The following is a 26,623-nucleotide window of genomic DNA, read 5'->3' as shown; positions in this document are numbered from 1 at the left end:
ATTTAAGCACCTAAACTTTTACTCGCTTTTCCCGGAAAACATGATAATCTGATAATAGCTGTACAAATCGAAAACTTCTTCTGTAAAGTGCAGAAAAAGAAGCAAAGAAAGTGGAAGGTAAATCAGATTATGAGTATGTGGGAACTGTTTGTGGCGCTGCTGCTTGGTATTGTCGAGGGGCTCACCGAGTTTGCCCCTGTGTCTTCGACTGGTCATATGATTATTGTCGATGATATTTGGCTCCGCTCTCACGAATTTTTAGGCACCGAGGTGGCCAATACTTTTAAAGTCGTTATTCAGCTCGGATCGATTCTTGCCGTTATTGTTGTGTTCCGCCAGCGTTTCCGGGATCTGCTAGGGTTCTCTAAAAAAACAGAGGCCTCAGGCAGTAAACTCCGTTTGAGTCATATCATAACCGGTCTGCTGCCGGCTGGCATTCTCGGTCTTTTGTTAGAAGACTTTATTGACGAACATCTTTTCTCTGCACAAACCGTTCTGATTGGCCTGGTTATCGGCGCCCTGCTGATGATTGCTGCTGATCTGTTTCAGCCAAAGCAGGCTATCCAGAGCGTGGACCTTATTACATATAAAAAGGCTTTTCTGATTGGCTTCATTCAATGCTTGTCGCTGTGGCCCGGATTCTCCCGTTCCGGATCCACTATTTCCGGCGGCGTCCTGCTCGGCCTCAGCCACCGGGCAGCGGCCGACTTTACGTTCATTATGGCTGTTCCGATTATGCTTGGAGCAAGCGCCGTTTCCCTTTTAAGCAAATGGGAGTATTTCACTGCCGGCATGCTTCCCTTTTTTGCTGTCGGCTTTGTAAGTGCCTTTTTGTTCGCTCTTGTATCGATCACCTTTTTCCTGAAGCTTATCAACAAAATCCGTCTGATTCCGTTTGCTTTCTACCGTATCGTATTGGCCGGGGTCGTCTATGTCATTTATTTTTAATAACAATTATAAAAGGTTGCTTTCAATATGACGGAAGTGGATACTCACATAGGTCGAGCATTAATTCAAAAATAAAAGAGTTATTCATAAAATCAGCTTTTACTTTGATTGCTCCTGTGGATTTCGATATGATGGAGGCATTCATTCCATAGGGGGCTCAGGCAATGCGCAAAACTATTTATATCCATGTGGGGTACCATAAAACCGCCACCACTTTTCTGCAAAAAAGTATTTACCCGAAATTAACAAATCAAATTACATATCTTTCACGGGGGCATATTCAGCCGTCTCTGTATAAAATACGCCATAAAAAATTATCTGATAAAGCTATTACTGATTTACGCAGCGGTTTTGAATCGATGATGGAGGCGGGAAAACCACTCCTTATTTCATACGAAGGCCTCTCCGGAAATCCAATGTCCACGAAAAAAAAGGTTAAGGACAACCACGCTATTTTAAAGGATCTCCGCCGCATATTCCCCGAGGAAAGCTATGACGTGCATATTATTGTTGGAGTACGGCGGCAGCTTGATCTTCTCACTTCCCTTTACGTGCAGTATGTTCACCAGGGCGGGTACAAGAAAGCCGCTGCCGTGTTTGAAGAGTGGGAGCAGCTCGGAGTACTCAATGGGTACTATTATTTCAGCTACATGGAGCGCATTACGCAGCTGTTTGGCAAAAACAACTATTATCTTATGCAGTACGAGCAGTTCCGGGAAAATGAAATGGAGGAAATCACAGCATTGCTCCAGTATATGGGCATTAAAGAAGCTCCTTCCTACAGCAACACAAAAGTAAACCGGAGCTATGGCACGATGCAGGTGAAGGCCGCCAGAAAGATGAACTATTTCCTGAAAACCCCCTTTAACCCAGAAGCCCCTGTGCCAACAAAAAGAGGACGCCCCATCTCCCGGAAAATGCTGCAGAGCCGGACGAGCTTTATGCTTCACCACAAAAAATATTCTCTCCCCGAATCTCTGCAGCAGGTACTTCAGGCAAAGTACCAGAGGGACAATCAATTGTTCTTTTCTCATTACGGTACCGATTACACGAAGAAGGAAGTTTAAGAAGCTCCGTTTTCAACAGCTCTTCCCCACTTTCATCCGGCTGCGATTGAACCGTAGCCTTCACGGGTAAAATTATTCAAATACCCTGAAGGAGGCTGAGATATGCATGAACGAACACCCCGGGAGCGAGGCTGACAAGTCCCACCGTCTATTTTTAACCATCACCAAAAGACCTCTTCTTTCCTCATCTATTGTGTATGGTGTGATGCTGTCCGCTATAGCGATTATTGGCGTAGTTGGAAAAGGCAAAGATACGGATCAAAAATAGTTAAAGGAGACCCGAATAAACCGGGTCTCCTTCTTTAGTGTCCTGCCTGCCACGGGCGGGGGGCCCGCGGCAGTTGCCTTTGTTGTGCGGGCAGATCTTTTCGCTCTACTGTTTGCGGCTGCATGCCGTTTTCAATTCTAGATTTTACTTTCGCGTTCATTTTTGAAAGGTGCACCGGCTGAAAGACTCTCCCGGCTGGTTCTCCGCATAAAGGGCACGGCGCTTCATTGATACGGGCTCCTTTTGTTACTATCCAGCATTCAAACGTGCCGCATGTCCGGCATTTAAAAGTAAACTGAGCCATGCTAATCAAGCTCCGGCAAAATATTTTTGTAAAATATATCTTTAGGCAGCGCGAGCGTGCAGCACGCATTCGGGATATCCACTACTCCTGCTACAGTGCCCTGCACCGGTGCAGTACCCAGGAGCATATAGGCCTGCTCCCCTGTATAACCGAGTGTTTTCAGAAAATCAATCGCGTTCAGGCACGCATTCCTGTACGCGACGTTGGCATCCAGATAGGTCTGGGCGCCGGAAAACTCATTCACCGACACGCCTTCAAAAACAAGAAATTCATTATAATGTGGCATGACCGGTCCCGGCTTAAAGACAGGGTTACGTTTAATACGATGTTTTTCCATGCCGTTTTTTATCACGTGCACCTTCAGATCAATCCATCCGGGCATTTCAATCCCGCCGCAGAACGTAATTTCCCCGTCCCCCTGCGAGAAATGAAGATCTCCTACAGAAAGCTTCGCTCCATCTACAAACACCGGAAAGTATACCCTTGATCCTTTCGAAAGGTTTTTAATATCGCAGTTGCCTCCGTTCTCCCGGGGTGGGACCGTTCTTGCTCCTTCAGCTGCCACCCGATCGAACTCTTCTCCTTTGAGTTCTCCAAGCACGACCGAATCCTTCGTCGGAAGATTTGCAAGCGGTGGGACCCGGTCCGGATTCGTATCCACCAGCTCCTTCTCCCTGCGGTTCCATTCATTCAGCATATCCTGTGAGGGAGCGACGCCTATCAGCCCCGGATGGATAATGCCTGCAAACTTCACGTTCGGTACATGTCTTGAAGTCGCATAAATACCTTCAAAATCCCAAATGGACTTGGCCGCTTCCGGATAATGATCCACTAAAAAGCTCCCGCCGTTTTCTTTGGCGAAAATCCCGTTAAACCCCCATTCATGCGAGTGAAACGTGCCGATATCCAAAATATCGACAACGAGCAGGTCTCCCGCCTCCACTTTGTTCACGTGTACCGGTCCGCTTAGTACATGCACACGGTCCAGGTTCACATGCTTTATGTCCGAAGGGTCGTCATTATTGCTGATCTGGCCGTCGGTCCAATCCAGGCATTCCATTCGGAACGTTTCCCCAGGCTCTACGGAAAAAGCGGCAGGGATATCCGGATGCCAGCGATTATGCCCCGGCGTTGTCTGTTGGTCCATTGTTTTGTTCAGGTCTACTTCAAACAGTTTTTTCGGCATATAAAATCCTCCTGTTTAAAAACATAGCCAAAGACACAGCAGACATTATTTAAATTTTCTGAATATATTAGACAAAAAGGGGAGGAATCCCCCCCTCTTTTTTCTATTTCCTACTATGCCAAAGTAATCGACTCGTCCGCGTACACGCTTTGAACAGAGCGGATAATCTCTATACCGTCATTCATCGGACGCTGGAACGCCTTGCGCCCCATAATCAGTCCCATGCCACCGGCACGCTTGTTAATTACCGCTGTTTTTACAGCATCCTCTAAATCCGATTCTGCAGAACCGCCGCCGGAGTTGATTAAGCCGGCCCGCCCCATAAACGAGTTCATTACCTGATAACGGGTCAGGTCAATTGGGTGGTCACTTGTAAGCTCTGAATATACTTTATCATGCGTTTTACCGTAGCCCACAGCTGTATAGCCACCGTTGTTGGTCGGCATTTTCTGTTTCACAATATCTGCCTGCAGACTTGCTGATAGATGAATCGCCTGACTCGTTAAGTCAGAGGCAGTGTGATAATCCGTGCCGTCTTTCTTAAAGCCCGGATTACGCAGATAGGCCCAGAGAATCGTGCCAAGGCCGAGCTGATGAGCCCGTTCAAAGGCTTTCGTTACTTCCTGAATCTGCCGGTCACTCTGTTCTGAACCAAAATAAATCGTAGCCCCAACTGCTACGGCGCCCATATTATAGGCCTGGTCAACAGAACCGAACATAATCTGGTCGTGCGTTTCCGGGTACGTTAACAGTTCATTGTGGTTAATTTTAGCAATGAAAGGGATTTTGTGCGCATAATCTCTTGCGATTGAGCCGAGTGCCCCCACTGTGGAAGCCACCGCGTTACAGTTACTTTCCATTGCAAGCTTCACGATATTTTCCGGATCGAAATACATCGGGTTCGGCGCAAACGAAGCACCTGCTGAGTGTTCAATGCCCTGGTCCACCGGCAAAATGGATAAATAGCCCGTACCGCCAAGCTGACCGTGATCAAACAAGCTCTGCAGATTACGCAGAACTACCGGAGAACGGTCCGTCGATTTATACACCCGGTCGACAAAATCTGGTCCTGGCACATAGAGATTCTCTTTCGGTACCGTTTTGCTTTCATGATTTAATAAGTAATCCGCATCCTGACCTAATATTTCCTTTGTTGAAGCCATTGGGATACCTCCTCACCAGTTTAGGAAATTCTTCTTACCCAATTCCCTTTTTTGGGAAGAACATAAACAAAATTTCGAAAGATTTTATGAAAAGCCTGACCCTCTGAAAAAATGTCTATATGAGTGATTTTCGCTTTAGGTATACGATTTTTTAGGATTGTGACGATATATATAACAAATACTGCTCCATAATTTAAACTATTATGAACCAGTCAGCTTTTCCGCGGGAAGGGTGTTTCTTATGAAAATAAATTATTTGTTTGTGATGTTTGCTTTATATATGTTCCTTGGTATTTTCATAGGAATCGGTTTCGCTGTGGTCATGCCGGCAGTTATCCCCCTACCTGCTTCATTTTTGCGCGTATTTTATACGGCCTCGATTACAGCCGGAATCGCGCTCGGCCTCCTGAATTACTTTCTTTTCTTCAGCTTTGTCCGCAGGTGCATCCTTCACTTCCAGGCTGTATTAACGTCGGTGCGTAACGGAGATCTCAGCGCCCGCGCTTCATTTCAAAGCACCGGAATGATCGGCCGTTTAAATGCCGATTTGAACCGTACCATCGCCCACCTCGAAACAACCAAACAAATGGTTGGCCGCGACGATTTAACGAAGCTGCCCAACCGGGCTGCCCTGCAGCAGTTTTTTCAGGAAACCACCGGGACTGGCCGTCCTTACCTTTTCTATTTTATCGATGTGGATCAATTCAAAATCATTAACGACAATTACGGACACGTCACCGGTGACCGTGTGCTTCAATTTACTGCTGACAGGATTAGCAGCGCCTGCACTCCGGAACAGCACCTTTATCGTTTAGGCGGAGATGAGTTTGTGATCATGGAACGAACCGGAACAAAAAGCGAAATAAGCAGGCAGACGACTCAAAGCCGTATAGACCAGCAGCTCAGAGTTCCTTATACAGATGGAGAAAACACTTTTACGATTTCCGTCAGCATTGGAACATATGAATCCCTAAACCAGCAGGAGGACTTTACTTCCGTACTGCATAAAGCCGATCAGGCAATGTATAAAACCAAACGTCAAAAACGCAGAAATCTACGCCCATTAAGTGAATAAACACCGCAAGCCATTGTTCCGGCAAAAAATCCCCACCACTATTTCTTCAATTTTAAAGTAACAATGACCTATACTTTTCAACCTATTTTATATCGATAAATGTCTGTAGAGTTAATTCTTTTTGATCTGCTTATTATTTCCATTCCCCGGCCCTCACCAAAAGCAGAAATAAAAAAGCAACAGGCGCATTCGTTTCCCCTTGGGAAAGTATTACTACTTTATTTAGAGGAGTGTATGGTATGAAGGAATGGTTTAATTTTAAAAGTCTGCGCGCAAAGATTTTAACCGGATTTTTAGCAGTTATTGCGCTTGTAACAGCACTCGGCGTCTATAATTTTTATGCTAACAGTAAGGCAAATGCCGAAACAGAAAACATCGTTGAGGAACAGCTGCCGTTGTTGATCGCTGATGAAAAGCTTGCTTTTAATATGGCTCAGCGCGTTGCTTTATCCCGTGGATATGTTTTATTCGGGGATGAGGAATTCAAAAGCAGTTTCATGGAATATACAGAGGAAAGCGCTGCGCTGGAAGAGAAAACTCTGGCCGATTTTGGTTCTGATGAATTAGGCGGATTAATAGAACAGAGCGTTGCATGGGAGCAGATTATTACAACAGAAGTTTTTCCAGCCTATGAAGCTGGCAATGAAGAAGAAGCTAAACAGATTTTAAATACAGAAGCCAAACCGTTAGCACGGGAAATTATGTCCGGGTTTGAAGATACGGCAGCAGAAAGAGAAGGAGAAATTACCGCAGCAGGTGAAAATGTGCTTGAAAGCGGAAGAAATCTAATGACTACCGGGACTATTGTTTCTATATTAGTAATCATTGCCGGTGTGGCTATCGCCTTTTTTATGGCACGTACAATTTCTGCCCCGATCAGAGCGGTTATGCAGCGGATGCAGTCCATCGCAGAAGGGGATTTAAGCCAGGAGCCGATGCAGACTACGGCACGCGACGAAACCGGGAAGCTCGTACAAGCTGCCAATCAAATGAATGTTAATATGGCCCGGCTGCTTACACAAATTAAAACGATGTCCACAAACGTATCTGATCAGAGTCAGCATCTGACCCACTCCGCCAACGAGGTGAAAGCAGGGTCCCAGCAGGTGGCTGTTACGATGGAGGAGCTTGCTTCCGGAGCGGAATCCCAGGCGACAAGCGCGAGCAGCATTGCCTCTTTAATGAGTGATTTTACAGAAAACGTATCTGTTGCTCATACAAAGGGCGAAGACGTCCGCAGCGCCTCCACCCACATCTTGTCCATTACGAACGAAGGCCGGGAGCTGATGGATAATTCAGTCCATCAAATGGAAAAAATCGATGCCATCGTAAAAAATGCTGCTGTAAAGGTCGAGGGACTTGATAAACAGTCCCAGGAAATTTCAAAATTAGTGTCTGTCATTAATGATATTGCCAATCAAACCAATCTGCTCGCTTTAAATGCAGCCATTGAGGCCGCCCGGGCCGGTGAACAGGGACGCGGCTTTGCTGTGGTTGCTGATGAAGTGCGAAAGCTCGCCGAACAGGTTTCTGCTTCGATCACTGATATCACCAGTATTGTTGAAGGGATCCAGAACGAATCTTCTTCCGTCACCGCCTCCCTGCAGGCAGGCTATAAGGAGGTCGAAACCGGCACTACCCAGATTCAAACTACCGGAGAAACCTTTAATACCATTAATACCGCTATTCAGGAGATGGCAGGAAACCTTCAAGCCGTTACTCAAAATCTGGCGGCCATCTCTTCGAGCAGCCAGGAAATCAATGCTTCCATCGAAGAAATAGCTTCCGTCTCCGAGGAATCGGCTGCCGGCGTCGAGCAGACTGCCGCTTCTGTCCAGCAGACGAGCAGCTCCATGGAGGAGGTTTCCGCTAATTCAGAAAATCTTAACGACCTTGCCCGCCAGCTGAACGCAGAAGTGGCTAAATTTAAGCTGTGATACGAAAAGAAGGCCCGGAGGTTTTTGCTCCCGGCCTTCTTTGTTATTCAAGATCTGTTTTACGCTTCAGCGGCTTTACTGCCGGCCCTTCAATAACCTCCCCACCGTAGGAAAATCTTGAACCATGGCACGGACAATCCCAGCTCCGTTCTGCATTGTTCCAGGACAGGTCGCAGCCCATATGCGTACAGGTGGTGTCGACAACATAAAGCCTTCCTGTTTCGTCCCGGTAAGCCCCGGCCTTTCCGTCTTCAGTATTAATTAAAGCTCCTTCATCATTTTCCAGATTCTTTTCTTTATCGCCTCTGTTGGATTTTCCTTTAACCATTTCTTTTCCTACGTCCATGTTTTCGGCCGCAAAGGATTGAATGTTTTTCTTTTTCAGCTCGGACCGCGTCGGATCAAAGGCTTCCTTGTACACATTTTCATTACCGAGTACATAATCAGCGAGCATTTTCCCCGCCGCTTCACTGTTGCTGATGCCCCATTTCATAAACCCGGTGGCAGTAAAAATCTGTTCTTCGCCGGAAGTCATCGGGCCCACATAGGGCATTTTATCCAGCGTAATCATATCCTGCGCCGACCAGCGGTAAGGCACCGTCTGCAGACCAAAATTTTCTTCCCCGAAGGCTCGCAATGCTTCGTACCGTTCGAACGTATTCATTTCATTTTTTCCTGACGTGTGGCCTTCTCCTCCGATTAAAAGCAGGTCTTCCCCATTTTCATCCTTTGCTGTGCGAAGCGACCGTGACGGGGAATCCACACTAATGTACATATGCTTCGGCATCGTCCGAACCTTAGCGCCAATAATGTAGGAGCGCTCCACATGCAGACGGCTGTAGTACTTTCCCATACCGTCATTAAAAGGGAAATGAGTTGTTACCAAAAGATAGTCACTCGTAATCGTGCTGTCATTATTTGTGTTTACCACTACTTTACCCTTGGATTTATTCACATCCGCTGCACGTGTATTTTCGTACACACGCCCGCCAAGGCGGACCACCTCTTCCAGAAGCGCCCGGTAATAATGCACCGGCTGAAACTGAGCCTGGTCACGGATAACAAGAGCCCGCTCGACAGCGTATGGAAGATCATGCTCCTTTAAAGCATCCCCGCCATTAACATTTAATAACCGGTACGCCTCTGCTTCCTGCTCCATCACTTTTTTCTGCTGCTCGCTTTTCGTGTAAATAAAAGCGTCCCGCTCTTCCCATTCACAGTCAATACTGAGCTCAGCAACCCGCTTGCGCATATCACTGATCGCCTGTTCGTTCGCTTCAAAATACTGGCTTGCTTTCTCCTGGCCGTGATTCTGAATCAACTCATCGTAAATCATTCCATGCTGGGAGGATATTTTTGCCGTTGTATTTCCGGTGGTGCCTTCCAGTACCGTGCCCGCTTCGAGCAGCACCACCTTTGTTCCAGCCTTCGCTAAATAATAAGCTGCTGTAATACCCGCTGCCCCAGCCCCTGTAATAGTAACTTCAGTTGTATCTTCTCCGCTGTGTGCGGGCATGTGTGTCGGTTTACTTTCCTTAAGCCATAAAGAATTAGGATACAAAGGGACGCGCTTATCGTTAGTCATTGCAGTTCCTCCTTATTGTTATTCAGCCACCGGCGTTTTTTCCTGTCTTGGACGGGCCGCTTTATACCAGTGCCAGCAAACAATCACTATGATGGCAATATCCACCGCATCGCCCCCGTAATACATCAGCATGGAGCCTGTCCGGGCAGCCTCCTGACCGACCCCGGACGGCGGAGACGCGTACAAATATTTGGACAAAATGCCGTGCCCTGCAAGTGCCGTTACAAGCACTCCCGACCGAAAAAGGAAAGAGTACCGGTGCGGCGCCGGATCGATATAAATGATAGAAGCTGTAAACACGTATCCTGCTAAGAAAATATGAATATGAACGGCGGTATAAACGAGCGCTGACTCATGCATTAAAGTGTACAATCCGGTCGTATACAAAAGCCATAAGCCGCCAATGTTTAACACTGCGGCCGTCACCGGATGGGACACTATGGCTATGAAACGACTCCGCAGTAGTTTAGCCACTTGTTTTGCTGTCGCTACAGGCAGAGCACGAAGAGCAAGCGTCATCGGAGCAGCAAGCACCATACAAAGCGGAGCCAGCATACCAAGCAGCAAATGCCCGGTCATATGAATGACAAATGAATCATGAGCCATCCGGGGAAGCGGGCCAAGCACCGAAACGACTGCCGCCGCTGTACCGACAGTAAACAGCCCAACGCGGTATACCGGCCACCCGGTATCACGAAAAGCCGCAGCAAGATACAGGAGACAGATAAGGATAAAAGGGGCTGCAAGCACTCCTTCTGCAATATAATGTGAAGTAGTCATCAGCTTATACCGCCGCTCTCTGTTTTTTCACCTGCGAAGTCTGCCTCCATATGACTATTCCAGCAATAAACAGTATAAACGCACTGATATTCCAGACGAGATCATATGGCAGAATGTCCACCCCGTATCTTATTTGGTGGATCCCCATCCACTTATGATGAACGATTCCGTCATACAGCTGAAAAAAACCAACTCCGGTCAACATTCCGCCGATCCACCGGCGCAGCCAAAAGCTTTGACGGCGCCGGAGATCAGCAACCATAAACAGGGCCGCTACTGTAGCAAACCAGCTGAACGCATGAAAAAAACCATCTGAAACGATTCCGACAGTCGTAGTCGACAGGTCATAAAAATGATGCCAATTGAGCAGCTGGTGAAATACTACCTCATCTATAAAAGCGATGAGGCCGAGGCCGAAAAGGAAGCCGGATAACACGTTTCTTCCTGCGTAATTCGCCTGATTCCTCCGAAGCATCGCTTCGTTTTTTTCTGACATGACTAGGCCTCCTCAGTTACATATCCGTTTTGACACGATTGCTTGAAAAAAGCACGTGCGTGCCCAGGTAAAAATGAAACATATATTCTCCTGCCCCCATCAGCACAGCGGCTGCCGCTGCTGCAAGCAGTACCGGGCCTGAAAAGGAAAGCACGACGCCTGCGATTAAAACAATCACAAACACCAGGCCGGCATCCACCGCTGCTGCAACCAGGCTTTTCACCCGTGGGAGCAGTACAAGGTCACCGAGTGGATAGCTGACGGCAACGATGATAATAGTGAGAATCAGCACACTCCAAACTGAGACACCGTTTGCGATGCTTAGTACCAAAAACAACAAAACAGCTGTCATTAAGGCTTTTCCTGTTAATGCTTTAACATGCTTCATATGCCCCCTCCTTTTTAAAAATAGTTTATAAAACACAAAAAGCCAGGGAAAGACGTATCTCTTTTCCTGGCTTACCGCAAGGCTTGATCCTGCGATTGCTGCCTTTGTTTATTCAGTTAATAATTGGCTATCCTTCTATTTCCTTTAAATGCATTTTCATAAACGCTCTTTTAGTTTCAAAGAGACTCTCTGCAAGGAGGGTTTTACTCTTTTAAATCAGCCTTGGTTTACTGCTGTTCACGAAATTGCAAGCGGTACACCCTTCTTGGCCTACCCCGATGCCCTGACTGTTCTTCCCCTGTTTGCACCGCTATCTGATTTTCTTCAAGCTTCAACAATATTCGGCGTGCATTTCGCAGGGAACTGTTTAACCACCGGGCGATATCCTGAGCAGTTACAATATCCTGGGAATAATACCGGGATAATGAATGGAGTTTAGATAGAAAGGCAGGGCTCAAGCTGCTTTCTGTGCCTTTTTCTTCCCCTCTGTGCATATTTCTTTGCTCATAAGTAAAAGAACCAATTGCAGATTTGTGTTCTGTAATACGAAGGTCTTCGTCTACAATAATAATAGAATTGGTTTTTGCTTCTCTCGCTTCCTGTAGAGCTCGCCGGGCGTTCTCTTCGGACTCAAGAGTAGTCCTCCCGTATCCGATGACGGTCCGAACTTCAAGAGCCGTATTAACCCGGGCATCTTCCACAAATTGAAACCAGAGTTGTTCACTCTCGAGTTCGATTTCTCCTCGGGTGGTGTATATAAAATAGAGGCCGTCTCCCATTTGCACATAGGAGCCCCGGGCCTTTTCTGCGTAGTAAAGCAGCCACCGGTGAAGATCCAATTCTCTATGCTTGCGCTTAAAAGAATAAGACTCTTCCTGCAGAGCTTTTTGATCTTTAGCCACTTCGATCGCAACTATAGCTATTTGGGATTTTCGATAAAGCATTGATTGTGCACGCTCTTTAACATATTTAAGCGTAAGTTGTATGGACAGTTTTGTAGGGCGCACCCGGTAACAGGGAATATTCTTTTCTTTCATAGCTAAGTACACTTCCCGGATACTCGTGAATACTGCCTCAATTTTCCCTTCGTTATACAAATCTTCATGAAAAGAAACTATTTTATCCGGAGAAATATACCCTTTGTAAGAAAGGTTGAATATTTCAATATCTTCCCCCAAAAACTCTTCACGTATTTCTTTAATTTCATTTTCCTGAATAGTATCTAAACTAATGTGTAATAATAATTGATTTTCTTTATACTGGGCTTCAAGCAGTCTTCCCAATAAACTTGCACCGTATAGAGGCGGAAAGCTTGCATCTTTTTCACTCACCAGTTGATTGGAGACTGCGACATCATAGGGAGACTGCCCGGAAAAAAACCAGAAATCAACTTTGTGCTGATTTTCTGGCACTATTTCTTTAATTTCACTAGTCTGTTCGTAGGTGAGCGGTACAGCTTGAAAATCCTCATACGGCTCCAACTCTTTTAACATAGATTGAACAGAATCTTCCGGGCCGACCACACCTATACGTATATTCACGATTTCAACTCTCCTGTCTGCATCATCACATAATTAGCTAAAACCTGAACACCTTTATAAAGATCTTCAATACTTGCATGTTCTTCAGGCACATGGCTTTTCCCCTCCCTGCAAGGAATAAAGAGCAGCCCCGCCTGCCATTTTTTAGCTATGTTCATGATATCATGCCCTGCACCGCTGTCCATACTGTGATATTGGTACCCAGCTTTTACGGCAGCTTCCTGTAATTCAGCGGATACTTCTGGAGAAAGACGTACTGAAGCATTATCGACCAACGTTTCAATACCCACATGGATATTTTGATTATCAGCTAACTCAATAGCACTTCTTCGGAGAATGTCTCCGGCTTCCTGTTTACGTTTATCATTTACACTTCGAATATCGACACCAATAGTCACTTTTCCAGGTATAACATTCATTTCGTTCGGTTCACATTCAATAGTGCTCGCCGTAGCTACAATCTCTTCTCTACTTGCTGCCTCAATTTTCTTGGCGGTATCCACCACCGTCTGAATAAAAGGAGCAGAAGCAGCCAACGCATCTTTTCTTTTGTTCATAGGTGTTGTGCCAGTATGACCAGCCTCTCCCGTGAATATAAAAGACAAACGAAGCGGACATGCTATACCTCCTACAATACCAATGTCTTTTTGGGCATTTTCAATTTTAGTTCCCTGCTCAATATGAAGTTCTACTATTCGGTGGAAAGCATCTTCTGGCTGTTCAGCTAGGTTCATATTTTTCCACTCAAGTCCCTGGCTGTGTACCGCGTCTTCCAGCGTCATGCCCTCAGAATCCTTCAAATTTATTAATTCATTCTGTAGTACAGGAGTCAACAAACCTGCCATTGCCTTACTTCCAATTGTCGATACGCCAAAACGGGAGGATTCCTCAGAAGATGCACATATTACCGTCACAGGACGAGACGGTCTCCAATTATTTTCCTTTAAATATTGAACAACACCGAGCCCGCATAATACTCCGGCAACGCCGTCATATCCGCCTCCCTCGGTAACTGTATCCAGATGAGAAATAAAAGCTATACTTGATTTTTCACTCTGCTCAGGATTCCACACAGCCAGAACATTTCCCGCTTCATCTCTTTGCACTTGCATCCCCAGGCTATCTGCCAAATGAATAAACTCCTGCACTGCTTTCATTTCCTGATCTGAATAACCGGGCCGGTTGAACCCTTCCGGCCGGTTCATTGTAGAAGTAACGTTTAATCGCAATAAGTTTTTTTCCAGCCATTGCTTCAATTTTCTTCCTCCCACCATATTGAATTAACAAGAGGATGAATAAACGCTGCGAGGGCCGGACCGAATACTGCTTCTTCATAATCGAATGAAGGGTGGTGGTGCCCAGCAGCAAGCTTTGTGCCAAAAAGCATATAGGTAGCTTTTCCCCCTTGTTTTTGAACATGGTTAATCATTACAGTAGCGTCCTCTGAGGCCCCCACTTCTCTCGATGGTTCTACGCGTTCTACTAATCTGCTTTTTTCCAAAGCTGATGCTATCCACTGCTGCCATTCAGAATCACACTCGGAGGCCATCCCTTCTCCTGTGTACTCTATTTGGCTTTCTACCCCGTGCATCAATGCGCTCGCTTCAATCATGCGTTCTGCTTCGTTCATCATATATTGATTTACCTGAGTAGAACTCCCGCGTGTTTCTCCAATAAGCTTCGCGTAATCAGCCACAACATTGCGCCCAGACCCCGCATTCAGTTCTCCAATATTAATTCTCGTATCTCCTTTAGAACTTCTGGAAATGCCCTGAGTATGAATAGCAGCCGTAGCTGCTGCTAACAAAGCGTTTCCTCCTTCTTCCGGCTTTGCTCCAGCATGGGAGGACGTTCCTGTGAAAGTAACATCGAATTTAGTAGTAGCCAAAAATTTAGCAGCGGTCGCAGCTATAGTACCTGCCTCCATATCTGTAATGCCAATATGGCCGCTCATAAAGTAATCGACATTGTCGAGCCACCCTTTTGCAACGACTGCTTTTGCACCCCTGCTGCCTTCTTCCGCCGGTTGAAATATAATCGTAACTGTGCCATTCCATTCTTCAGGATACTCAGAAAGAAACGAGGCCAATCCGAGACCAATAGTAATATGACCATCATGAGCACAGGCATGCATTTCTCCCGGAAATGCTGAAGCAAAATTTTCCTTATTCGGAAAATGAGAAGCTTCAGAGGTTTCTTTAATAGGAAGTGCATCTATATCCACCCTGTAGCATACATGCGGCCCGTCTTTTTTTCCTTCAAACTGAATCAACGCCCCTGTATGACCGCCTTCTGTCTGTTTAATAAATTCTTCAGTAACTTGAAGCTCCTCAGCCCGTTTTTTTGCTCTTTTCAACGTGCTTTCATCCGGCACTCCCTGCCTGGCCTCCGGTTTGATCAGTTCTTTACCATAAACGACTGTCCCCCCGAGTTTCTTCAACTCTTGCGTTATTACATATGTTGTATAAATTTCTGTCCAACCTACCTCTGGATATTTGTGAAAGTGCCTTCTCCAATCCTTGAGTTTAGGGAGAAGCTTTTGGATATAGTCATCGATTTTGTTTGCAGACACGTTTATCTACTCCTTATCTTTCAGAAGTTTTAAGCCCTCCACCGCTTCATGGTACATAAATTCAATACCATAACCAACAGCTCTCTCATCAATGTCAAAGGAAGGATCATGCAATGGTTTCTGTACCGTTCGTTCAGGAATAGCGGTTCCAAGCCAGTGATAATTACCTGGATATTTCTCCAGGAAACGGGCAAAGTCTTCACCGCCAAGGCTCGGTTCTACCTGTGGCAACGACTCTTCACCATACAAAAGGCGGGCGGTTTCTCTGGCATGCTCTGCCCATACAGGGGTGTTTATTGTAGCCGGGTAGCCATCAAAATATTTTATATGGCAGGTCACTTCAAAAGATACTTCTATACCTGCCAGCAGTTGTCCAAGCTTAGCTTTAACTTTTTCTTTCACTTCATTTTTGAATGTCCGCACCGTACCTTCGAGAGTGGTTTCGCTTGCGATTACATTATAACGTTCTCCCCCATAAACCGTGCCTACAGTAACAACTGCCGCATCCAATGGATTAACATTCCTGCTGATAATAGATTGGATTTGACCAATCAACTGACCTGCCGCTACTATCGAATCCTTTGTCTGATGCGGCATGCTTGCATGACCTCCTGCTCCTTTTATTGTGATTTCAAACCGATCAGAGTTCCCCATAATAGGACCACTCATCACACCGAACTGCCCAACCGGGAGATCCGGCCATACATGCTGAGCTAAAACAGCATCGGGTTGATAAACTTCAAATAAACCGTCTTCAAGCATTTTAGCTGCCCCTCCTGTAGGGGCCTGTTCTTCTGCAGGCTGGAATACGCATAATATTGTACCTTCTACTTCTTTTTTATTTTTTTGAAGCAGGGCTGCAGTGCTCATCAGTATAGCTGTATGTGCATCATGGCCGCATGCATGCATAACATGCTCTTTTTTTGACCGATATGGTGGCGAAGGCTCCTCTTCAATAGGGAGAGCATCAATATCTGCGCGGAGAGCTATCGTTTTTCCAGGGAGGTCGCCTTTAATGATGGCAAGAATCCCTGTCCCGGCAAAACCAGTTCTGTATTCAATTTTTTCTCCATACAGAAAATTTTGTATTGTTTCTGAGGTATGGTATTCTTCCCCGCTTAATTCAGGATACTGGTGAAAGTAATGTCTATATTTTAAAGCTGTATCTAATGCTTTATTCAGTTCTTCTTCTGTTAATCTTTTGATGTTCATTGCATTCTCTCCCTTTATACAATTACAAATCCATATAAACTCCCGGTCCTATAGGCAGGCCTAATAAGTTCCAAACGATGAACATTATAATCCAAAGAGTTAAAAATACGAGAGTGTACGGCAGCATAATAGAAAATAAGGTACCGAATCCAGCGCGGTGATCGTATTGTTTCATAAAAGCTAAAATCATTGGTACGTAGGGATTCAGCGGTGTAATAACATTTGTTGTAGAATCTGCAAGGCGATAAGCCAGTTGAATATAAGCCGGGTTGTAATCCAAATACATGAATAATGGAATAAATATAGGAGCCATTAAAGCCCATTGAGCGGAGCCGCTGAAAATAAACATATTTAGCACACCCGCAAGAAGAATAAATCCAACTACTACCGGCAAGCCGCTGAAATCAGCTGCTGTCAAAAATTCTGCACCGCTAACAGCCATGTAAGAGGAGAGATTCGTCCACTCAAAATAAGCAATAAATTGAGCAGCGGCAAAAATTAACGTAATGTAACCTGCCATGTCTTTCATGGACTGAGCCATAAATTCCGGAACATCCGAAGTAGAATTAATTACTTTCGTAGTCACCCCATAAGCAATAGCTACAATGATAAAGAAAAACAAGATTAATGGAACAATATTTGAAATAAAAGGTGAATCGACAATCGCTCCATTTTCTCCGCGCAGCAAACCATTTGCGGGTACTACCATAATAGCAATCAAAACTAAATATACCGCGCCGGCGATACCTGCGTTTCTCATCCCGCGGAATCTTTCAGGGGTGATTTCTTCTATTTGATTTCCTAGAACAGTACCATCACTGTAGCTTCCATCATATGTTCCAAGCCTTGGTTCTATTACTTTCTCTGTCAGCCACGCCCCTACAATCATTAGCATAGGCACGGAAGCAATCATATAATACCAGTTGTCAACCGGCGTGACGGTAACATTTTCGTTTACGGTTTGAGCTGCTTCAGTGGTAATACCTGAAAGCAATGCATCAGTGCCGGTAATAATAACATTTGCAGTAAAGCCTGCCCCTACACCAGCGAAACCAGCTGCAATACCTGCCAAAGGATGACGGCCCAACGCGTAAAAAACCATAGCAGCCAGAGGAGGAATAATAACAAATGCTGCGTCTGAGGCCAGATTTCCAATGATACCTGTGCCAATAACTGCGTATGTAACTAATTTTTTCGGCGCCTTTAATATGACGGATGTCATAAACGTTTCCATCAGCCCGACCTTTTGAGCCAGTCCAATGCCAAGCATCATTACGAGGACAAGACCTAAAGGAGCAAACCCGGTAAAGTTATCGAGCATTGAAGATAGTATATACTCCAGACCCTCTTCAGAAATTAACGGCTGTACAGCTACTGTCTCCCCATTCTGGGGATCTTCAAAAGAAACCCCGGCCCATCCGACCACCGAAGAAATTAAAATGACAGCGGCTGCTAAATATACAAACAGCATGAATGGATGAGGAAGTTTATTCCCTGCCCTCTCCACTCCATCAAGAAACTTCATGAACAAAGATTTTTTTTCATTTTCGAGACTCATTTCATTATACACTCCTTTTAGGACATTGTCTTTAAATGTTCCTTAATTAGTACAGTAGCATATAATTTCTTTTCGTCCAATAAAATTTCAAACTATTTTTTATTTTCTATGTAAAAAAACTTTTCAAAATGGTAAGCGTTATCATTTTTAGGTACTTAAGTTAAATAAAAATTCCTACCTTTTTATGTAAAAGAGATAGGAATTTTCAACTAATAATTACTCTATACTATTTTAAATTTCTTATTTTAGCTCCACCCCATTCTCTCTTTCAGAAACGTGATATGAGATAAATGATGCCTGCTGTGCCAGGCGTAAAGACTGGCGGCCTCCCCAAGGGTGAAACGGCCTGATTCAGGGTGACGAAACGTGCGGAGCCAGTCGTCTTCCTGTAATCCATTTAGTAATAACGACCAGCGCTGATGAAGGCTTTCAAGCAGCTTAAGAGAAGCTTCTATTTCCCCACTGCTGTCCGCCAGTTCCGCCCACACCGTCTGATCATACGGTTTAATTTCAGGGTCTTCTTCCGTTAATGCCTGTTTAAAGCGTATATAACCATGCAAATGACTGTCGGGCACGTGGTGCACAACCTGACGGATACTCCATCCGCCTTCCCGGTAAGGAGTATTGAGCTGCTGCTTTGTTAAATGCTCTACCTCTTCCCTGTAAAGCGACGGGGCATTCGATAATGTCGCAGTCCATTCCTTTCGTTGTTCAGCGTTTATTGTTTTTGGCCACTCGAATGTTCCGATGGGAAAACGGTACTTGTCCATACCTTCACCTCATTTTAAGCTTTTTATTTGTTATTTATGCTAAAAAGAGCCCGCCGTTTATTTATGACCGGAAAAGATATTGCAGCTTGGCCAGCGACTTTTCGGCATACTCATTAACATAATCTATTCTGAACTGTTCTCTTGCCGAAGGAAATACATTCAACGCAGGGGCCAGGCATTCTACCGTAATCGTTTTGTCGTATCCTGTTTCTTTAATAGCTTCAGCAATCGTCTCCCAGGACAGTCTTCCGTATCCCAGGCCCTGCCGGTTAGTATCTGCTGCGTGTATATGGCTGAGTGCTGGGCCAAGATGATGAAAAGGGGCCTCCATGCTGCTTTCCTCAATGTTCATATGAAATGTATCGAGCATCGTCGTCACAAATGGATGCCCAACTTCTTCCACTAGCACAAGCGCCTGCCATCCGGTATTAATTATACAGCTTTCATAACGATTTAATGGCTCAATTACCAGAGCAACGTTTCTTTCTTCTGCGTAGGGAGCTATTTCCTGAAGTGATAAAACTGCTGCTTTCCATTCTTCTTTGCCGTTTCCTTCCGGCTCTGCTTTGCCCGGTGCGCATGGAGAAAGTACCATATATTCTGCCCCGGCCCGGTATGCACGGCTGATCTGTTCTTTAAAATAATTTACAGCTGTTTTTCGCATCGAAGGGTCAATCTGCGATAAATCTGTTTCCTTCCGCGGCCATCCTGCATCCGCGCACAGTCCACGGATGCGGAGTCCAAGGGTTTCCGCCAGTTCGGCTAATTCCTTCCAGTTATAATCTTTTGCATGAATTTCAATTTCATCGTACCCCATGGAAGCTGCGTCACGCATTGTCTGTTCAATTGGCTGGTCTCCAAAGATCCAGCTGCATATCGAAAATTTCATCTCATCCTCCCCTTCACTATTATGCTGCCCTTCTAATATATTCCTTGCCCAACTATTCTGTAAGCATGATTTTAATCAAATATAAAACAAAAGACCAGCGGCTCGTCACCGCTGGTCCTTCTTAAACTCCTTCTGAGAAAACGTGTCCGCCGATTTCATAATCAACTGTCTTCGTTTCCCAGAGCCAATTGTCTTTTGGCACCTCTTCACTCCAGAAAAACAATGAATCCCCTACCGGCTCCGATCCATTCAGAGCCTCTTCCGTTGCTTCTTCTGCACGATCGGAAGGAGATTCTTCTATACTTCCGTTAGCTACTACCTGGAATTGGTTTTCTTCGTATATAACACTTTCGACATCGTCTGGAAAGGTTTCAGATTCAATGCGGTTCAAAATGACACTTGCCACGGCCACCATGCCTTCAAAGGATTCATCTTTGGCTTCTGCATGAACAGCCCGTTCAAGCAGTTCTTCATTTTCCACCTCAGGCACTTCACTCGAGGCGACTCTTTCTTCCTCTGATTCCTGCTCAGGTGCTTCTGCTTCCTCTTCTGCCTCTTCTTCTGCAGCTAGTTGCTTTTCTTCTGCTTCCTGCTCGGCTGTCTGGCTTCGCTCGTGCACATTGTAGACTAAAAAGCCTAATACAGCAGCAAAAACAGCTATCGCTCCCATTACAGTGTAAATAGAATATTGCCTGGACATTGTAATCACCCTTTATCAGTGAGGCAAGATTATTGTTCCTATGATGGCGGTAAATGACAAGTTTGTCACCATTCTACCACTTTGCTTTCAGAAATAATAATTTCCACTGGCGGCGTATTCAGCTGTTTTTTGCTGTAACATGTGAAGAAAACTCATAGGCACAGAAACAGGCATTGTAATTCCACTATAGGCGCATACACGCTATGATCCATCTTCTTTAGGAGGAAGATTCCTGATGATTTTCCGATTTCGCCCGTTCATTACGAATGCGCTGACGATAGCCGTAGGTTGCTTTGAGCACTGTTTCTTCAGTTTCAAGTCCTGCACCAAGCGCTCCACCAAGCGTAGCGACTGTGCAGGCCAGCCAGGAGATTTTCAGGTACGTCGCAAATGTGACGGCCCCCTGTAAATTCAATGCCAGCTGCGAGGCTGGAATAAACAGCACGGAAACAATTAAAAACATTACAAATAGAATAATATAATAATGAATAATGGCAATTCCGATTGTAGCGGTCGTTGCTTTATTGTAGGAGCGGACCAAAAATTTGGATTCTGCTTTTGATTCTTTTTCCCATAAGCCATGAGCGACGATAAACCATACAGTCATAGCCACCATGGCCGTGAACATAACAGCAAGAAAGCGCCAGAAGCCATAGGTGTCGCTGAGCATCCAGAAGCTTGGAAAGATGAGTCCATAGGCTCCGGTAGCAAAAGCTAAAGCAATTACACGCTTAAATTCCGGAAAAATCGTCCAGGGCCGATTTGCCAGCACCATACCGGAAAGCAGTCTCGTGCGTCCCCGCATATTCAGATTAGCATAGAAGCGGACATGCTGGCTTTCCTCTTCATTAGAATACACTGTCCGTTTAATAGGGGAAAAGCGCTCATACAAACGGCTTCCCATCAGCTCCCTTGATCCTCTTCCCCGGACCTGGTAGGAATGTTCGTCTTCATGATCTTCAAGCTGCTCCTGGTTTTCTGCGATGCGTTCATTCTGCCGTTCCCGCTCTTCTTCGGAACTTCCATGATGCATTTCATTTACAAGCTGCATCATTGCCTCACGGACACGCTTTTTCATTGGCATTGCCCCAAGGGAGGGAAGGGAAATAAGGCCGATTTCCCGATCTGAACTGGCGTCAGCTATCACTAGTTTTTTCCCGTCTACAATTGGAAGATCCGTAAAACAGAGGGCGTAATCCCATGCATGTTTTTGTTTATGCTTCTGTGCTTCCTCAATCACCGGTTCTGATTTTTCTATCACCCCGGCAAAAGGGTCAAGAATCACTTCCACTTTCCAGCTTCTGCGGTCGTCTACATAGTTTTTGAGCAAATCAGGCAGCTCTTCTGCCATTTCATCGCAAATTTCCTTTGGCAGCTCCGGAGCAGCTATCAAACCGAGTGTATAGCTCTCCGGCGAATGCTTATTTTTCTTCGAAGCCATCGATACTCCTCCTTTCTCTACAGTGTTTTAAAAATAAGGCCATAGATAAGGTACCATACTTCCGTCCTTTTCTATATGCACACATTTTTCTATTATGCACATGTTATAGATAAAAGAAAATGAGGAATATTCCTTTTAGGTTTATTATTAATACAAGGAGGTGAGCCGGAGCCAAGCGCTTCGGACGCTATGAAGCTGACAGAAACCATGCACGTACTTGAACTCTCTGTTCCAAGGGGAACAGACACTACGATATTACACTTAACTCTCATGAATGACGGGGGACGCCTGATTCTCTTTGACACAGGCATGCCTGGTTACGAAGAAGACATCTACGAATTAATACGAAAAGAAAATTTGAACCCCGATCATCTTGATACTATCATCTTAACTCACCAGGACATTGATCACATCGGGAGCCTCCCGGAAATTCTTCACGACTATCCCGACTTACGTGTTCTCGTGCATTCTGCTGACAAACCTTATGTAGATGGCGAAGAACCATTGATTAAATTAAGCAGCAATGCCAAAGCAAACCTAATTGACACTCTTCCAGAAGAAAAGCGCGACAGGGTTGGCTATATGCTCGATAAAACTGAACCCTCGCTTATTAATGAAACCATGGAAGAAGGAAATGAACCTGTGGAAGGGCTGACTGCAGTGCATACGCCCGGTCACGCTCCCGGCCATATCAGCCTGTATCACGAAAACAGCCATACGCTTATTGCCGGGGATGCTTTGACTGCTGAAAACGGTGAACTTTTCGGCCCCCGTGCAGAAGTCACGCCTGATATGGAACAAGCCCACCATTCTCTTGAAAAGCTGCTCGAATTCGATATGACTACCGCTGTTTGTTATCACGGCGGCATAGTACATGGTGACATTAACCAAAAGATCCGGGAGATTTTATCCTAAACGAAAAAAGCACCTCCGCAGCTGGCGGGGGTGCTTTCTTTTGCATTTTGATTAAGAGTTTTCGATATCCTCCCGTATCCGCTGCCGACGCTCTTCTTCCTCCCGAAGTCTCGTTTCCCTGTAATCCTTCCGAACGGATTTCAGTAAGGAAATCGCGGAGATGAACAGGACGATAGAGAATGGCAGGGCCCCGATAAGAGAGACTGTCTGCAGCCCGTTGAGACCGGCGCTGATAATCAGTACAGTAGCCAAGCCTGCAATCAATGCGCCCCAGATTACCTTCAAGAGCATTGATGGGTTCGTGTCTCCATTGGAGGTCATCATACCAAGCACAAACGTTGCAGAGTCTGCTGACGTGACCAGGAATGTAAACAGCAGGCAGATCGACAGTATCGAAAGCAGCGTGCCAAGCGGTATGTTATCCAGCATGGCAAACATGGCCCGTGTCGTATCCTCCGCAACTATCCCTGCTATATCTGTACCGTGGAATAAATCAAGATTGATCGCGGTGCCGCCGAAAATACCAATCCAGATCATCCCAATAAACGGCGGAGCAACCATAACACCAAGAACGAATTCCCGGAGCGTACGTCCTTTGGAAATACGCGCTACGAACATGCCCACAAATGGGGACCAGGCGATCGTCCAGGCCCAGTAGTAAATCGGCCAATCCTGCACCCAGGTGCCATCTGTATAGTTTTCCATACGCAGACTTGCCTGGAAAAAGTTTTGCACGTAATCGCCAAGACCCATTGTGATCGTTTCAAGAATAAAACCGGTAGGTCCGATAAACAATACTGCGATCATTAAAAATAGTGCGAGACCGAGGTTCACGTTACTTAAATATTTAATCCCGCGGTCGAGACCCGAGATCGTTGAAGCCATAAAGGCTACAAACATAACTGCGACAATTGTAAACTGGGTTGTCGAACTCGCAGGAATATTAAACACGCTGTTAAGTCCGCCGCTGATCTGCAGTACACTCAGACCAAGCGTTGTAGCAACCCCCATCACTGTAGCAATAACAGCGATAATATCCACGCCGTTACGGAAGCCCTTGCGCAGCGGGCGGGAACCGTCCCCTATAACACCGTTCATCGTGTCACTGATAAGACTCCGCTCTTCCTGACGATATAAAAAGTAGGAAATCGCAAGTCCTACGAAGGTAAAGGACGCCCACTGGTGAATACCGTTGTTAAAAAACGTGTTCCACATGGCTTCCCTTGCCGCTTCAGGTGTTCCCGGCTCTACGTCTGTCCACGGTGGAGGAGTCTGAAAGTGGGTCATTGGTTCTGCCACACCCCAGAAAACGATACTTACCCCGAATCCACAGCTGAACAGCATGGCGATCCAGGTGAAAAAAGGATACTTCGGCCGGGCATCATCGCCGCCCAGTCTGACACGCCCGTACTTACTAAAGGCCATATAAAAGTTAAATAAGATCAAAAACAGCACAAACAGTAAATAGAACCAACCGAATGTATCAGCGATAAAGCCGTATGTAAATTCGGCCTGGGCCTGCAGGGCCTGTGGTGCTATTGCCCCCCACAATGCAAATGCAAAAATGATGATAAAAGATATGAAAAAGATACTGTTGAGAAATTTAAATTTTTTCTCTTTTTCACTCATGATGCCTTCCTCCTCTCTTTGCTTGCAGAAACGAATTAACGAAACTTTAACATATAAGACCCTTTAAAAACAGTTAGTTTCAAAAAACTCTTTAAAATAGCATTAGGATTAAAGAACTAACGTACAAAGACTTATGTTTTGATTTACCCGAATTATCTTGCCTATAATACACAAATTCACTTATTTGAAGAATTTTTCAATGATTTATTTTATCTTTTCATGACTATTTCACTAATTATTCATTTATCGGCGTCGTAAATCTGAAAAATATGAGATACAATGAAGGTAGAAATATAGATCATCACAGAGGCACATGAAGTTTGCGGCATTTGCTTTTTGTCTTCTCTCCAGCATGAGGTTTCAGGCAGGGTCTCCCTGCTAATTCGCTATATTAGGAGGATGTTCTATGCACACAATGAACGTGGTATTAGTCGCTGTCGACGGGTCCGAACAGGCTGAATATGCTTTTGAGACCACTCTGCCTATTGCTAAAGCCCAGGAAGCACAGCTTGTAATTGCTAGGGTGATTAATAAAAATGCCTATCAGCCGATGAGCAGCTACGCTCCTTCTATTATTGAAAAAGTACAGGAAGATGCCAATGAACTGTTGGCAAAGTATAAAAAGCAGGCAGAGGAAGCGGGCATTACAGATGTAACCGTAGAACTTGTGTATGGGTCTCCCAAAACGAAAATCATCCGTGAGCTCGTGCCGAAATACCATGTAGATTTAATAATTACCGGTGCGACCGGCTTAAATGCCGTAGAAAAAATATTTATGGGCAGTGTATCGGAGCATATTGCAAAAACGGCTCCATGCAGTGTCATGGTGGTTCGTTCTTAAAAGTTAAAAACCTTAAAGGGCAGCCGGCAAAATTTGCCGCTGCTTTTTTTTGAAAATTTATGTTTATTCCTTTAATGAGCGGGAACTATTTAAGTATTCCCACTTATTTGTGGGAGAATAAAATATATGCATGGTGGAAATGTTTGGACAATAGCGCCTAAAACATAAGCCAGAAAAGACCTGTCTCTTTTCTGGCTTTTTTGCGTGCAAAAGCCAATTCATTCCTCTCCTGGGCTTATTGTTCTTTTGTTTTCGCTGTGCATTATTTCACCTTTTGTTCTACATGCAACCAGGCGTGCAGCCGGTGCACAAAAAGAATCCTTTTTCTACACCCACTGTAAAGCGGGCTCCTACAGCCCATACTCATTCTTTTATTTTAAAAAATTTTTAGGAGGACTCGAAAATGGCAATTGATAAGTATCCATCCAGACAAGGCGACCATAAGGAAATCATGGACCGGAAGGACCCTGTTGTTCATGGTGGCTCCGATTTTGACGGGCCGCTGCAGAAAGAAGAGCTGGACTTTTACGACGAGAACGGCTACCTCATGCTCCAGAAGCTGTTTACCGATGAGGAAGTCGAGATGATGAAAAAGGAACTACGCGAAACGATGGAGCGCAACGAACAGCGCGACGCGCCCGACGTGATCAAGGAGCCGAACAGCAACGAAGTCCGCTCCGTGTTTGAAATCCACAAGGACAGCGGGTTCTTTGAAATGCTCGCCAAAAACGAACGCATTGTCAAAGCCGCCGAGCAGATCCTCGGCAGCCAGGTGTACATGATGCAGTCCCGGATAAACTTTAAGCCAGGCTTTAAAGGTAAGGAGTTCTACTGGCATTCGGATTTTGAAACCTGGCACATGGAGGACGGCATGCCGGACATGCGTGCGCTCAGCTGCTCGATCATCCTGACGGACAACTACGAGTTCAACGGCCCGCTCATGCTGATCCCCGGCTCGCAGAAATGGTACGTGTCCTGCCCGGGCATCACGCCGGAGGACAACTTCAAGCAGTCGCTGAAAAAGCAGGAGACCGGCGTACCGGACAACGAAAGCATGGAATGGCTCACGGAGCAGGCCGGCGGCCAGATTGACCGCGCGACCGGCCCGGCGGGCTCGGTGCTCTTCTTTGACTGCAACACGATGCACGGCTCGGCCGGCAACATCTCGCCGTATCCGCGCAGCAACGTCTTCTTCGTGTTCAACTCGGTGGAAAACAAGCTCGTGGATCCGTTCAGCGGCCAGGAGCCGCGGCCGGAATTTCTGGCCAACCGCCAGGACACTTCCGCTATTGAGCCAAAATCAGAATCCCTTACTGAAGGCACAAAATCTTTTAGATAATCTTTAACCCTCGCCGGGC

Annotated in this window: 25 protein-coding genes; 8 read left to right on the top strand and 17 right to left on the bottom strand. The window is 45.6% G+C overall.

The window, feature by feature from the left end; all coding sequences use genetic code 11:
• Positions 1-129: 129 nt before the first annotated feature.
• The 3 genes from SIC45_RS02875 (at position 130) to SIC45_RS02865 (ending at position 2,283) form a co-directional block, all read left to right on the top strand.
• Positions 130-948 (top strand): undecaprenyl-diphosphate phosphatase, encoded by an 819-nt coding sequence (locus SIC45_RS02875; RefSeq protein WP_319631003.1) that lies wholly within the window; start codon positions 130-132, stop codon positions 946-948.
• A 164-nt stretch (positions 949-1,112) separates the two neighbouring features.
• On the top strand, positions 1,113-2,015 hold the full coding sequence (locus SIC45_RS02870) for a sulfotransferase domain-containing protein (protein ID WP_319631002.1): 903 nt from the start codon (positions 1,113-1,115) through the stop codon (positions 2,013-2,015).
• A gap of 106 nt (positions 2,016-2,121) precedes the next feature.
• Entirely contained in the window at positions 2,122-2,283 is a 162-nt protein-coding gene (locus SIC45_RS02865) for a hypothetical protein (RefSeq protein WP_319631001.1), read from the top strand.
• A gap of 34 nt (positions 2,284-2,317) precedes the next feature.
• Here the strand turns inward: SIC45_RS02865 and SIC45_RS02860 are convergent, their stop codons facing one another.
• The 3 genes from SIC45_RS02860 to SIC45_RS02850 form a co-directional block, all read right to left on the bottom strand.
• Positions 2,318-2,587, bottom strand: a complete 270-nt coding sequence (locus SIC45_RS02860; RefSeq protein ID WP_319631000.1) for a zinc ribbon domain-containing protein — start codon at positions 2,585-2,587, stop codon at positions 2,318-2,320.
• 1 nt (position 2,588) lies between these two features.
• The gene (gene fmdA, locus SIC45_RS02855; protein WP_319630999.1) at positions 2,589-3,773 is read right to left on the bottom strand and encodes a formamidase; all 1,185 of its coding nucleotides are present in this window, start codon (positions 3,771-3,773) and stop codon (positions 2,589-2,591) included.
• Between the two features lie 113 nt (positions 3,774-3,886).
• On the bottom strand, positions 3,887-4,936 hold the full coding sequence (locus SIC45_RS02850) for a class I fructose-bisphosphate aldolase (RefSeq protein ID WP_298785305.1): 1,050 nt from the start codon (positions 4,934-4,936) through the stop codon (positions 3,887-3,889).
• Positions 4,937-5,177: 241 nt separating this feature from the next.
• Here SIC45_RS02850 and SIC45_RS02845 point away from each other — a divergent pair, with 241 nt between their 5' ends.
• Both SIC45_RS02845 and SIC45_RS02840 read left to right on the top strand, forming a co-directional pair.
• The gene (locus SIC45_RS02845) at positions 5,178-6,011 is read left to right on the top strand and encodes a GGDEF domain-containing protein (protein ID WP_319630998.1); all 834 of its coding nucleotides are present in this window, start codon (positions 5,178-5,180) and stop codon (positions 6,009-6,011) included.
• Between the two features lie 239 nt (positions 6,012-6,250).
• Positions 6,251-7,948, top strand: coding sequence for a methyl-accepting chemotaxis protein (locus SIC45_RS02840; RefSeq protein ID WP_319630997.1), 1,698 nt, complete (start codon positions 6,251-6,253; stop codon positions 7,946-7,948).
• Between the two features lie 43 nt (positions 7,949-7,991).
• Here SIC45_RS02840 and SIC45_RS02835 read toward each other — a convergent pair whose 3' ends face one another.
• From SIC45_RS02835 to SIC45_RS02775, 13 genes are all read right to left on the bottom strand, one after another.
• On the bottom strand, positions 7,992-9,533 hold the full coding sequence (locus SIC45_RS02835; RefSeq protein ID WP_319630996.1) for an FAD-dependent oxidoreductase: 1,542 nt from the start codon (positions 9,531-9,533) through the stop codon (positions 7,992-7,994).
• Between the two features lie 18 nt (positions 9,534-9,551).
• Positions 9,552-10,313 (bottom strand): cytochrome c oxidase assembly protein, encoded by a 762-nt coding sequence (locus SIC45_RS02830; RefSeq protein WP_319630995.1) that lies wholly within the window; start codon positions 10,311-10,313, stop codon positions 9,552-9,554.
• A 4-nt stretch (positions 10,314-10,317) separates the two neighbouring features.
• On the bottom strand, positions 10,318-10,809 hold the full coding sequence (locus SIC45_RS02825) for a DUF2243 domain-containing protein (RefSeq protein ID WP_319630994.1): 492 nt from the start codon (positions 10,807-10,809) through the stop codon (positions 10,318-10,320).
• 16 nt (positions 10,810-10,825) lie between these two features.
• Positions 10,826-11,197, bottom strand: a complete 372-nt coding sequence (locus tag SIC45_RS02820; protein WP_319630993.1) for a DUF2512 family protein — start codon at positions 11,195-11,197, stop codon at positions 10,826-10,828.
• A gap of 227 nt (positions 11,198-11,424) precedes the next feature.
• Positions 11,425-12,738 carry a hypothetical protein gene (locus SIC45_RS02815; RefSeq protein ID WP_319630992.1) on the bottom strand — a complete coding sequence of 438 codons (1,314 nt, stop codon included), beginning with the start codon at positions 12,736-12,738 and terminating at the stop codon, positions 11,425-11,427.
• Entirely contained in the window at positions 12,735-13,994 is a 1,260-nt protein-coding gene (locus tag SIC45_RS02810) for a M20 family metallo-hydrolase (protein WP_319630991.1), read from the bottom strand. The genes SIC45_RS02815 and SIC45_RS02810 overlap by 4 nt, the downstream gene beginning before the upstream one ends.
• Entirely contained in the window at positions 13,991-15,310 is a 1,320-nt protein-coding gene (locus SIC45_RS02805) for an amidohydrolase (RefSeq protein WP_319630990.1), read from the bottom strand. Before SIC45_RS02805 ends, SIC45_RS02810 begins: the two co-directional genes overlap by 4 nt.
• A 6-nt stretch (positions 15,311-15,316) precedes the next feature.
• Positions 15,317-16,522, bottom strand: coding sequence for a M20 family metallopeptidase (locus tag SIC45_RS02800; RefSeq protein WP_319630989.1), 1,206 nt, complete (start codon positions 16,520-16,522; stop codon positions 15,317-15,319).
• Between the two features lie 22 nt (positions 16,523-16,544).
• The gene (locus SIC45_RS02795) at positions 16,545-18,080 is read right to left on the bottom strand and encodes an AbgT family transporter (protein WP_319630988.1); all 1,536 of its coding nucleotides are present in this window, start codon (positions 18,078-18,080) and stop codon (positions 16,545-16,547) included.
• 245 nt (positions 18,081-18,325) lie between these two features.
• Entirely contained in the window at positions 18,326-18,850 is a 525-nt protein-coding gene (locus tag SIC45_RS02790; protein ID WP_319630987.1) for a YfiT family bacillithiol transferase, read from the bottom strand.
• Positions 18,851-18,911: 61 nt separating this feature from the next.
• Positions 18,912-19,739 carry a sugar phosphate isomerase/epimerase family protein gene (locus SIC45_RS02785; protein ID WP_319630986.1) on the bottom strand — a complete coding sequence of 276 codons (828 nt, stop codon included), beginning with the start codon at positions 19,737-19,739 and terminating at the stop codon, positions 18,912-18,914.
• Positions 19,740-19,860: 121 nt separating this feature from the next.
• A complete protein-coding gene (locus tag SIC45_RS02780; protein WP_319630985.1) occupies positions 19,861-20,439 on the bottom strand; it encodes a cell wall hydrolase in 579 nt (192 codons plus the stop codon).
• A 217-nt stretch (positions 20,440-20,656) separates the two neighbouring features.
• Positions 20,657-21,880 carry a hypothetical protein gene (locus tag SIC45_RS02775; protein ID WP_319630984.1) on the bottom strand — a complete coding sequence of 408 codons (1,224 nt, stop codon included), beginning with the start codon at positions 21,878-21,880 and terminating at the stop codon, positions 20,657-20,659.
• Positions 21,881-22,069: 189 nt separating this feature from the next.
• Here SIC45_RS02775 and SIC45_RS02770 point away from each other — a divergent pair, with 189 nt between their 5' ends.
• On the top strand, positions 22,070-22,795 hold the full coding sequence (locus SIC45_RS02770; protein ID WP_319630983.1) for an MBL fold metallo-hydrolase: 726 nt from the start codon (positions 22,070-22,072) through the stop codon (positions 22,793-22,795).
• A 51-nt stretch (positions 22,796-22,846) separates the two neighbouring features.
• Here SIC45_RS02770 and SIC45_RS02765 read toward each other — a convergent pair whose 3' ends face one another.
• Complete coding sequence (locus tag SIC45_RS02765; protein WP_319630982.1) at positions 22,847-24,424, bottom strand: BCCT family transporter; 1,578 nt, start codon at positions 24,422-24,424, stop codon at positions 22,847-22,849.
• Positions 24,425-24,830: 406 nt separating this feature from the next.
• On the opposite strand from SIC45_RS02765, the gene SIC45_RS02760 reads away from it, so the two are divergent.
• Together SIC45_RS02760 and thpD are read left to right on the top strand one after the other, a co-directional pair.
• Entirely contained in the window at positions 24,831-25,265 is a 435-nt protein-coding gene (locus tag SIC45_RS02760; protein ID WP_319630981.1) for a universal stress protein, read from the top strand.
• Positions 25,266-25,668: 403 nt separating this feature from the next.
• Positions 25,669-26,604: an ectoine hydroxylase gene (gene thpD, locus SIC45_RS02755; RefSeq protein WP_319630980.1), complete on the top strand. Its 936-nt coding sequence runs from the start codon at positions 25,669-25,671 to the stop codon at positions 26,602-26,604.
• Positions 26,605-26,623 lie beyond the last annotated feature (19 nt).

The sequence above is a fragment of the Marinococcus sp. PL1-022 genome (assembly GCF_033845285.1).
Classification (GTDB): domain Bacteria; phylum Bacillota; class Bacilli; order Bacillales; family Marinococcaceae; genus Marinococcus.
The sequence above is the reverse complement of the archived record's forward strand: the minus strand, read 5'-3'. Positions and strand labels throughout refer to the sequence as shown.

Excerpts from the sequence above, each read along its gene's own strand:
- SIC45_RS02775 (WP_319630984.1), bottom strand. The coding sequence starts at position 21,880 with ATGGCTTCGAAGAAAAATAAGCATTCGCCGGAGAGCTATACACTCGGT.
- SIC45_RS02840 (WP_319630997.1), top strand. The coding sequence starts at position 6,251 with ATGAAGGAATGGTTTAATTTTAAAAGTCTGCGCGCAAAGATTTTAACC.
- SIC45_RS02870 (WP_319631002.1), top strand. The coding sequence starts at position 1,113 with ATGCGCAAAACTATTTATATCCATGTGGGGTACCATAAAACCGCCACC.
- SIC45_RS02875 (WP_319631003.1), top strand. The coding sequence starts at position 130 with ATGAGTATGTGGGAACTGTTTGTGGCGCTGCTGCTTGGTATTGTCGAG.
- SIC45_RS02865 (WP_319631001.1), top strand. The coding sequence starts at position 2,122 with ATGAACGAACACCCCGGGAGCGAGGCTGACAAGTCCCACCGTCTATTT.
- fmdA (WP_319630999.1), bottom strand. The coding sequence starts at position 3,773 with ATGCCGAAAAAACTGTTTGAAGTAGACCTGAACAAAACAATGGACCAA.
- SIC45_RS02765 (WP_319630982.1), bottom strand. The coding sequence starts at position 24,424 with ATGAGTGAAAAAGAGAAAAAATTTAAATTTCTCAACAGTATCTTTTTC.
- SIC45_RS02820 (WP_319630993.1), bottom strand. The coding sequence starts at position 11,197 with ATGAAGCATGTTAAAGCATTAACAGGAAAAGCCTTAATGACAGCTGTT.
- SIC45_RS02760 (WP_319630981.1), top strand. The coding sequence starts at position 24,831 with ATGCACACAATGAACGTGGTATTAGTCGCTGTCGACGGGTCCGAACAG.
- SIC45_RS02860 (WP_319631000.1), bottom strand. The coding sequence starts at position 2,587 with ATGGCTCAGTTTACTTTTAAATGCCGGACATGCGGCACGTTTGAATGC.
- thpD (WP_319630980.1), top strand. The coding sequence starts at position 25,669 with ATGGCAATTGATAAGTATCCATCCAGACAAGGCGACCATAAGGAAATC.
- SIC45_RS02850 (WP_298785305.1), bottom strand. The coding sequence starts at position 4,936 with ATGGCTTCAACAAAGGAAATATTAGGTCAGGATGCGGATTACTTATTA.
- SIC45_RS02830 (WP_319630995.1), bottom strand. The coding sequence starts at position 10,313 with ATGACTACTTCACATTATATTGCAGAAGGAGTGCTTGCAGCCCCTTTT.
- SIC45_RS02780 (WP_319630985.1), bottom strand. The coding sequence starts at position 20,439 with ATGTCCAGGCAATATTCTATTTACACTGTAATGGGAGCGATAGCTGTT.
- SIC45_RS02835 (WP_319630996.1), bottom strand. The coding sequence starts at position 9,533 with ATGACTAACGATAAGCGCGTCCCTTTGTATCCTAATTCTTTATGGCTT.
- SIC45_RS02785 (WP_319630986.1), bottom strand. The coding sequence starts at position 19,739 with ATGAAATTTTCGATATGCAGCTGGATCTTTGGAGACCAGCCAATTGAA.
- SIC45_RS02825 (WP_319630994.1), bottom strand. The coding sequence starts at position 10,809 with ATGTCAGAAAAAAACGAAGCGATGCTTCGGAGGAATCAGGCGAATTAC.
- SIC45_RS02770 (WP_319630983.1), top strand. The coding sequence starts at position 22,070 with ATGAAGCTGACAGAAACCATGCACGTACTTGAACTCTCTGTTCCAAGG.
- SIC45_RS02790 (WP_319630987.1), bottom strand. The coding sequence starts at position 18,850 with ATGGACAAGTACCGTTTTCCCATCGGAACATTCGAGTGGCCAAAAACA.
- SIC45_RS02845 (WP_319630998.1), top strand. The coding sequence starts at position 5,178 with ATGAAAATAAATTATTTGTTTGTGATGTTTGCTTTATATATGTTCCTT.
- SIC45_RS02800 (WP_319630989.1), bottom strand. The coding sequence starts at position 16,522 with ATGAACATCAAAAGATTAACAGAAGAAGAACTGAATAAAGCATTAGAT.
- SIC45_RS02795 (WP_319630988.1), bottom strand. The coding sequence starts at position 18,080 with ATGAGTCTCGAAAATGAAAAAAAATCTTTGTTCATGAAGTTTCTTGAT.